Origin of the sequence: Coprococcus intestinihominis (assembly GCF_040096555.1) — a bacterium.
In the GTDB taxonomy this organism is placed as follows: Bacteria; Bacillota; Clostridia; order Lachnospirales; family Lachnospiraceae; genus Coprococcus_A; species Coprococcus_A intestinihominis.
In genome coordinates, this window is sequence record NZ_JBBMEK010000211.1 from 1 (window position 1) to 5945 (window position 5945).

Below are 5945 nucleotides of genomic sequence, written 5' to 3' on the forward strand. Positions count from 1 at the left end.
TGATTATCATGTCATCGGTGAAATTATCGCTGATCATTGCGGCGACAGTGCCTTTTATTATTCTGGGTGTCATACTTGTTGCTAAAATATCCGGTCCGGTCAGTGAACGTCAGCAGACGGCATTAGATGGCCTGAATCGTATTTTCAGAGAGAATCTGACAGGAATCCGGGTGATCCGTTCTTTTAATAATGATGCCCGTGAGACAGAACGTTTCGGGAAACAGAATCAGGCGTTTACAAATCAGTCCAAAAAGCTGTTCACATTGATGAGTTCTACGGAACCGCTGTTTTTTCTTCTGATGAATATTGCAGCATTGGCGATTTATTTTGTTGCCAGTCAGATGATCGATCAGAGTGCGCTGCAGGTGGGGCAGCTGATGGCGTTTATGGAATACCTGTTTCATGCCATGTTCTCAGTGATGCTGTTCTGCCTTGTGTTCATGATGTATCCCCGTGCGAATATTTCGGCCAAACGTATAGAGGCAGTGATGAATATGACGCCGGATATCACAGATGAGACTGTCAGCACGCAGCGTGTACATGATGATAGAGAACCTATAAAAGAAGTTATATTTGAACATGTTGATTTCTGTTATCCGGATGGGGAAGAAGCGGTTCTGAAAGATATTTCTTTTTCTGCCAGGGCCGGACAGACAACGGCTATTATCGGAAGTACCGGTTCCGGAAAGAGCACATTGATCCAGCTGATCCCGAGATTTTATGACGTGACCGGCGGACGTGTTCTGGTTAATGGCGTGGATGTCAGGCAGATCAACAGTCATAAGCTGCGTGAACATATCGGATTTGTTGCACAGAAGGCGAATTTGTTCAGTGGCACCATTGAGGAAAATATTCGTTTCGGTTGCTCTGAAGCAACGGATGAGGAAATACGGCATGCTGCTGATATTGCGCAGGCAGCGGATTTTATTATGGATAAGCCAAAGGGTTTTAAAGAACGGATTGTAGAGGGAGCAGGCAATTTGTCCGGCGGACAGAAGCAGCGCCTGTCTATTGCAAGGGCGCTGGTCAGAAAACCGGATATTTATATTTACGACGATTCATTTTCAGCACTGGATATGAAAACAGATGCTGTACTGCGTCAGGCATTAAAACCGGAAGTGAAGAATGCGATTGTTATCATTGTTGCCCAACGTGTTTCGACAATTATGGATGCGGATCAGATCCTTGTTTTGGATGAGGGGCATCTGGCAGCATCGGGCCGCCATGAGGAATTATTAAAAACATGCCCGCTTTACTATGAAATTGCAGCATCTCAGCTGAGTGAGGAGGAACTGCAGAATGTCTGTTGATCGAACTGAAAATAAAAACGACAGGAAGGGACTTGCCCAGGTGGGTTACTGCCTCAAATATCTGATGAATTTTTTGCGTCCGTATAAAGGCGGCCTGGTTCTTGGTCTGCTGATGGTTGTCGTGGCCAATATAACATTTGCGGTGATGCCGGTGGTGGAGGGAGAGATGACAACACAGCTCTTTAGTGACGGGGAAGCGATACTGAAGGGCGTGGAAGGTGCACATGTCCATTTTGATGTGATTTTCGGAATCATGGGGACGCTGGTGATTATTTATATCATCAAAACAGTTTCTCAGCTGATCACGGCTGTTTTTCTGACGCGGGTGCTGCAGCAGGCCATGTGTGATATCCGCAATGCTTTGCAGAAAAAGATTCAGCGGCTACCGGTGCGTTATTTTGATGATCATGCTTTTGGGGATGTACTCAGTTGTGTGACCAATGATGTGGATACGCTGAGCAATGCGCTGCAGGAAACCCTGCAGAGAGTTCTGGCAGCGATTCTGACCTTCATTTTTGTTATAGGGATGATGTTTTACATTCACACCATTTTGGCCTGTATAGCGATTTTGATTATTCCGCTGTCACTGATCGTGACCCGGTTTTTTGTAACGAGATCACAGAAATTGTTTGATACACAACAGGAAACACTGGGGGAGCTGAATGGTACGATCACGGAGATGTACGGCGGTTTTAATGAAATCATTTTATATAACAGGCAGAAAATGGCTCTGGACAAATTTCACGATGTGAATGACAGGATGCGGAAGGCTTCTTTTAGGGCACAATTTGCATCCTCCCTGATCTCGCCGTGTATTTCTCTGATCACGTATCTGATTATCGGTTCTGTGGCTGTAACGGGCTGTTTGTTTGTCATGAATGGAACGCTTTTGCTTGGCAATCTTCAGGCCTTTGTCCGTTATATCTGGCAGATCAATGACCCGTTGTCACAGATTTCCCAATTGTCTTCACAGGTACAGTCTGCCTTTGCGGCCATGGGAAGAATTTTTAATCTGATGGATGAGGAAGAGGAAGTACAGAATGGCAAAGTCGAGATCCGACCGGACAAAGTCCGGGGTGAAGTCACTTTTGATCATGTTGTTTTTGGGTATGATGATGAAACATTAATGCGGGATGTGAATTTTCAGGCGAAGCCGGGAAAGATGGTAGCGATTGTAGGACCGACTGGGGCAGGCAAAACAACATTGATGAATTTGCTGCTGCGTTTTTATGATGTAAAGGGCGGAGCTATCAAAATTGACGGTATTGATATCCGGGATATGAACAGGGAAGAACTGAGACAGCTTTTTTCATTGGTACTGCAGGATACATGGCTGTTTAAGGGCAGTATTTATGATAATATTCATTACGGAAGGCTGACAGCCAGAAAGGATGAAGTTATTTCCGCTGCCAAAATGGCCAATGTGCATCATTTTATCAAAACACTGACCGGCGGTTACAACTTTGAGATCAATGAGGAAAGCAGTAATATTTCACAGGGAGAGAAGCAGCTTTTGACGATTGCAAGGGCGATTCTGAAAGATCCCCGGATCATCATTCTGGATGAAGCAACTTCGTCTGTGGATACCCGTCTGGAGAAAATGCTGCAGGATGCCATGCATAAAGTCATGGACGGCAGAACATCCTTTGTGATCGCCCATCGTCTGTCAACTGTCAGAAATGCGGACCTGATTCTTGTGGTTGACCATGGTGATATTGTGGAGCAGGGGACTCATGAGGAACTTCTGGCGAAAAAAGGTGTTTACGAAAAATTATATCACAGCGGCACATCACTTGCGAATCATCAGCCAGTGTGCTAAGATAGAGATTAATTGTAATTATCTAAACAATGAATTACAAAAGAAATTTGACAACATGAAGCTATATTTATATGGAGGAAATGTTATGAGCAGCAAAAGACGAAGAAAAAAAGCCCGAGTTCCGGGATTGATCATTACTATTATATTGCTGTTGCTTGTCGCTGAATTTGTAGGACTCTTGGCGGTTACAAAGCTTTTGCCGATCTATCTGCTTTTTGCAGTAGGCATTGTATTTATGACCTGTGTATTGCTGGTGGCAATGCTGACAGGAAATTTCAGGAAGAAAGTCCGATTTATTATCGGTGCAATTCTGGGCGTTCTGCTTCTTGTAATTCTGCTTCTGGGCAATCTTTATGTGATGAGCACATATAATACATTGAACAAAATTTCCGGTGTAAATACACAGACGTCTCAGATTGGTGTCTATGTATTGAAGGATGATTCAGCCCAGTCTATTGAGGATGCAAAGAGTTATACTTTTGGTACTTTAAGCAATCTGGATACAGAGAACACACAGGCTGCTGTCAAGCAGATAGAAGAGCGTACCGGTCAGTCTGTAAAGACACAGGAAGAAAATGGTGTAACAAAGCTTGTGGACAGCCTGTTGGACGGCAGTTGTGATGCGATTATTCTGAATCATGCTTACCTGCCTGTACTTGAGGACATGGAAGGTTATGCAGATATCGAGGATAAGATCAGAGAACTGGATCTTCTGAGTGTTGATGTGGAGATTAAGACAGATGACACCGCTTCTTCAGATGATACAGCGAAACAGACAGATCCGGATAATATTATCCGTCTGTACATCAGCGGTATTGATACCAGAGGCAGTGCGATCATTAATACGCGAAGCGATGTCAATATCATTGCAACGATCAATACAGATACCAAGCAGGCGCTGCTTGTGTCTACACCGCGTGATTATTTTGTACCCCTGTCTATTTCCAATGGTGTACCGGATAAGCTGACTCATGCCGGTATTTACGGTATTGATGTTTCTATGGATACACTGGGTATGCTCTATGATATTTCTTTGGACGATTATTTCCGTGTGAACTTTGCCGGATTTATCAAGATTATTGATGCGCTTGGTGGTGTGGATGTTAATTCAGAGGAAGCATTTACCGCATATACAGACAGCCGATACTCTTATACAAAGGGTATTAATCATCTGGGCGGTGAAGCAGCACTGGCATATGCACGTGAGAGATACGCTTTCTCAGATGGTGACCGTGCAAGAGGACGTCATCAGATGGAAGTTATCAGTGCGGTTATACAGAAAGTATTATCGCCTGATATCCTGAGTCGTTACACAGATGTACTGGCCGGTATCGATGGCTGCTTTGAGACAAACTTCTCCTATGACCGTCTGGCTGAACTGGTACGTCAGCAGCTGACAGACGGCGGAAGCTGGAATATTGTCAGCTACAGTGTAAACGGCAGCGGTGATACAAGACAGCCGTATTCCATGAGCGCTAATGCCTATGTTATGATACCGGATCAGACAACTGTTGATAAAGCGAAAGAGCTGATGCAGCAGGTTGTTGATGGAGAGGTTGTTAATCTGAACGAATAGTCTGGATGGAGTGGACGGCATGAATTATGTAGTTGTGGATTTTGAATGGAATCAGGCCTGTTATGGCAAGGGATCTGAGAATCGGAAGATACCCTTTGAGATCATTGAGATTGGTGCAGTGAAACTGGATGAGAACTTGAAGGAGATCGACCGTTTCAGCCGGACCATTCGTCCGAAAGTATACAAGAAACTGCATTATATTACACGGGATCTGACAGGGATTACCCAGGAGGAGCTGTGTGCCAGCGATCCGTTTTCTTATGTACTGGTAGATTTTATGCTGTGGTGCGGCAAGGATTATATTTTCTGCACATGGGGCAATATGGACCTGGTGGAATTGCAGCGCAACATGAAATACTATGGCCTGTTGGATCTTTTGAAGGGGCCGGTCAAATATTACAACGTGCAGAAGTTTTTTCGATTACTTTGTGCGCATGATGCATCGGCGGTATCCCTTGAATCGGCAGTTGATTATTTTCAGCTGCCGAAAGAGGCCGGTTTTCATCGGGCGGTCAATGATGCGGCTTATACGGCAGATGTTTTCCGCAGGATTGATCAGGAAGAAGCGAAGAAGCTCTACTCGATTGATTATTATCAGAATCCGCAGAGTAAAGGGGATGAGATCCATCTTCGATATGATTCCTATTACAAGTATATTTCCAGAGTTTTTGATACGAGAGAAGAAGCATTGGCGGACAGGGAAGTGCGTTCAACAAAATGTTATAAGTGCGGACGTGCAGCAAGGAAGAAAATGCATTGGTTTTCGGCAAGAACGAAAGCGTACTATTGTCTGGCCGATTGCCCGGAACATGGTTATATACGCGGCAAACTGAGAATTAAGAAAGATGATGAGCAGCATATCTATATTGTCAAGACATTGCGGCTGATCGATGAAGAGGGTGCGCAGCAATTGCGCCAAATGAAAGCAGATGTTTTGAAAAAGCGTCGTGAGCGCAGGCAAAAAGGCTGTCAATGTCACTGAAGCAGCTTCAGTGGCATTGACAGCCTTTTGTACTAATGGGATTGATTGAAATCCCGCAGTGTATCGTGCATTTGTTCCAGCAAAGTATCTACACGGCCATAATAAGGCAGCGGTTGACGTTTGCCGGATAACTTGCGTCGGATCTGTTTAAGCTCAAGAATAATGGCATCAATATCCCGCACACCCTTCTTATCTTTCAGAAGGTATTCCATGGCTTTCTGATTCCCATCATCTGTAATCTTATCATAGATGACCTTA

The 5945-nt window shown here is 44.5% G+C and carries 4 protein-coding genes and 1 pseudogene; 4 read left to right on the plus strand and 1 reads right to left on the minus strand.

What is annotated here, in order from left to right:
• The 4 genes from WMO25_RS13745 to WMO25_RS13760 all read left to right on the plus strand — a co-directional run.
• The coding region (locus WMO25_RS13745) for an ABC transporter ATP-binding protein (RefSeq protein WP_349085772.1) at window positions 1–1310 on the plus strand (1310 nt) is incomplete at its 5' end.
• A complete protein-coding gene (locus WMO25_RS13750; protein WP_349085773.1) occupies window positions 1300–3129 on the plus strand; it encodes an ABC transporter ATP-binding protein in 1830 nt (609 codons plus the stop codon). The genes WMO25_RS13745 and WMO25_RS13750, both read left to right, overlap by 11 nt.
• Window positions 3130–3214: 85 nt before the next feature.
• Window positions 3215–4705 (plus strand): LCP family protein, encoded by a 1491-nt coding sequence (locus WMO25_RS13755; RefSeq protein WP_349085774.1) that lies wholly within the window; start codon window positions 3215–3217, stop codon window positions 4703–4705.
• A 19-nt stretch (window positions 4706–4724) separates the two neighbouring features.
• Window positions 4725–5687, plus strand: a complete 963-nt coding sequence (locus WMO25_RS13760) for a 3'-5' exonuclease (protein ID WP_015513042.1) — start codon at window positions 4725–4727, stop codon at window positions 5685–5687.
• Between the two features lie 32 nt (window positions 5688–5719).
• Here the strand turns inward: WMO25_RS13760 and WMO25_RS13765 are convergent.
• A pseudogene (locus tag WMO25_RS13765) lies at window positions 5720–5945 on the minus strand (tyrosine-type recombinase/integrase); the annotation flags it as partial.

Bases quoted from the DNA above. Each gene is read 5' to 3' on its own strand.
- WMO25_RS13750 (WP_349085773.1), top strand. From the start codon at position 1,300: ATGTCTGTTGATCGAACTGAAAATAAAAACGACAGGAAGGGACTTGCC.
- WMO25_RS13755 (WP_349085774.1), top strand. From the start codon at position 3,215: ATGAGCAGCAAAAGACGAAGAAAAAAAGCCCGAGTTCCGGGATTGATC.
- WMO25_RS13760 (WP_015513042.1), top strand. From the start codon at position 4,725: ATGAATTATGTAGTTGTGGATTTTGAATGGAATCAGGCCTGTTATGGC.